The sequence below is a fragment of the Pinirhizobacter sp. genome (assembly GCF_035317885.1).
Taxonomy (GTDB): Bacteria; Pseudomonadota; Gammaproteobacteria; order Xanthomonadales; family Rhodanobacteraceae; genus Pinirhizobacter.
Genome location: NZ_DATHFX010000433.1, coordinates 1 through 2,495, shown reverse-complemented (window position 1 = coordinate 2,495; position 2,495 = coordinate 1). Strand labels below are relative to the sequence as shown.

Below are 2,495 nucleotides of genomic sequence, written 5' to 3'. Positions count from 1 at the left end.
CAGCACCAGCGTGCACAAGGCCACCAGCAGCAGTTTGCGCCGCAGGGTCATCGGCGGGGCGTGTTCACGGGTGCCAGCGGTAACCCACGCCGTGCACTGTCTCGATGGCGTCGAAATCCGGCGCCAATGCAATGAATTTCTTGCGGATGCGCTTGATGTGCGAGGTGATGGTGGCATCGTCCACCACCAGCTCCGCCTCGCGCATCAACTGGTCACGGTTCTTCACATGGCCGGGAAAACGCACGAGCGTGTGTACCATCCAGAATTCGGTCACCGTCAGCGGGATCTCGATGCCGTTCCACGTGACGCGCATCCGCTCAGACTCCAGCTTCAACGACCCATGGCTTACCACCGTTTCGCTCGACGTAGGTGCCTTGAGCGACTCGATGCGGCGGAACAGGGCCGCGATGCGGGCGGCCAGCTGGTGCAGGCTGGTGTCCTTGGACAGGTAATCGTCCGCGCCCAGGCGCAGGCCGGAAATCACGTCGAAATCAGAATCACGAGCGGTCAGGAAGATGATCGGCAAGGTGGCGGACTTCGCGCGCAGTTCCCGGCACAGGTCGAATCCGCCTTCAGGTTCGTCACCCAGGCCGATGTCTATGATCACCAGCTCCGGCAGGCGCATGGCGAAGGCGGTGGAAGCATCGCCCCGCGACCCATAGCCACGCGCCTCATAACCGAAGCGGTTCAAGGCCTCGACGTAGTTGGCGCGGATGAGCGGTTCATCCTCGACGATCGCGATGCTGCGGGCCATGGGCTTTCCATAGTGGGTGGCGGGTGGACTTGCGTGAAGCGTGGCGCGTGGCCGCACCACACGCAAGCCACCGACATCCATTGCCCGCACATTGCCATATTCGCGCCGCCACGCGGGCCGATGGGGGCGGTGAACTACGCCTGCCATCCGTACATGAGTCCCGCCATGGAACCCCGCCCCGACCGCAACGCCGAACTCGAGCGTAATTTCGAGCCCCTGCGCGTGGGGCTTGCCATCGGCGCCCTGTTACTTGGCCTCCTGATGAGCCTGCACTGATGACCGATCCCGATCCGACCTGGGTCCCTTTCTAGACCCATGAGCGACCTGGTCCCCTCCGGCGTGAGGGGACCTTTTTTCCTCAGGGTTTCCCGGGCATGGCCTGGACGGCCTGGGTGATTGGCACGAGTTCGAGCTCTCCGACGGTGACATTTTCATGCCAACCGTAAAAATAGTCCCCCGCCATCGCTTGCAGGCCGCGCCCCACGCCGAAGGCGCTGCTGGTCATTGAACCCGGTGTCGGGCCTCCCAATTCGCCGTAACTGAGTCCCGACAGGTACAGCTGTCCCCCGAACGCCATGGCATAGGCCAGCGGACGCATCTCCCGTTCGTACCGCGTCTTGGCGCGCTTGGCGGCGACCCGGTCGGCGTACTTGGGCAGCATTTGCTGCCAAAGCTCGTTGGCCTGTTCGAGCTCGGCAGGAGTGACGTTACGAAAGGCCGAAACAAAGGTTGGCTCGATATTGGGATCGTGCCGCTCGGAGGCGATGGCCAGCCAAGCCAGGCCCAGCGGTCGGTTGACAGGCGTACGCTGTCCGTTGAAGTACAAGATGCCAAGCGTGTACTGGGCTTGCTTGCTACCCCAGGAGGCCGCCTCGCGCAGCATCTCCATTGACTGATCCTGGCGGCCCAGCCAGAAGTCGCGTTGCGCTTCGCACATGTAGTAGCGCCCCGGCAGGATCCGCTCGAGCGAGGACGGGCAAAGCATCAACGCCTGGGACACCTCTTCCTTCTGGCCCGGCAACGGCTGCGGGCGATCTCCGGCGGAGACAGCACGCGCCACGAATATGACGAGGAAAGCGACTGAGACAAGGCTGGCAGAACGAAGCAACTTCATCTTCTGGCCCTCGATGATGCTCCCCCGAGCAGCACCATCGTAACTTCCCGCGAATCACCGCAGGATGAAGCTTATTTCATCGCGCGAGCAAGAAAATTAACCGAATGTCGACTTCATCCGGGAAATGGTTTGCGCGTAATCGGCACTGTTGAAGACGGCAGAACCGGCCACGAAGGTGTCGGCACCCGCGGCGAAGATCTCGCCGATGTTGTCGGCGGTCACGCCGCCGTCCACTTCCAGGCGGATCGCCCGCCCGCTGCGGTCGATGATCTCGCGCACCTGGGCGATCTTGCGCAGGGCCGAGGGAATGAACTTCTGGCCACCGAAGCCGGGGTTCACCGACATCAGCAGGATCAGGTCGATCTTGTCGAGCACGTAGTCGAGGTAGGACAGCGGCGTGGCCGGGTTGAACACCAGGCCCGGCTGGCAGCCGTGGTCGCGTATCAAACCGATGGTGCGGTCGACGTGATCGGTGGCCTCGGGATGGAAGCTGATGCCGGTGGCGCCGGCCTCGGCAAAATCGGGCACGATGCGGTCGACGGGGCTCACCATCAGGTGCACGTCGATGTGCGCGGTGATGCCGAACTTGCGCAGCGACTTGAGCACCATCGGCCCGATCGACAGGTT

Annotated in this window: 4 protein-coding genes; 1 reads left to right on the top strand and 3 read right to left on the bottom strand. The window is 63.1% G+C overall.

Features of this window, described 5'->3' with window-relative positions; translation table 11 throughout:
- Positions 1-64 precede the first annotated feature (64 nt).
- Positions 65-754 carry a proteobacterial dedicated sortase system response regulator gene (gene pdsR, locus VK519_RS14270; protein ID WP_324350830.1) on the bottom strand — a complete coding sequence of 230 codons (690 nt, stop codon included), beginning with the start codon at positions 752-754 and terminating at the stop codon, positions 65-67.
- Positions 755-787: 33 nt separating this feature from the next.
- Between pdsR and VK519_RS14265 the strand changes: the two genes are divergently transcribed.
- Positions 788-1,030, top strand: a complete 243-nt coding sequence (locus VK519_RS14265) for a hypothetical protein (RefSeq protein WP_324350828.1) — start codon at positions 788-790, stop codon at positions 1,028-1,030.
- An 82-nt stretch (positions 1,031-1,112) separates the two neighbouring features.
- Here VK519_RS14265 and VK519_RS14260 read toward each other — a convergent pair whose 3' ends face one another.
- Positions 1,113-1,868 carry an SEL1-like repeat protein gene (locus tag VK519_RS14260; RefSeq protein WP_324350827.1) on the bottom strand — a complete coding sequence of 252 codons (756 nt, stop codon included), beginning with the start codon at positions 1,866-1,868 and terminating at the stop codon, positions 1,113-1,115.
- A 96-nt stretch (positions 1,869-1,964) separates the two neighbouring features.
- The coding region (gene rpe, locus VK519_RS14255; protein WP_324350826.1) for a ribulose-phosphate 3-epimerase at positions 1,965-2,495 on the bottom strand (531 nt) is incomplete at its 5' end.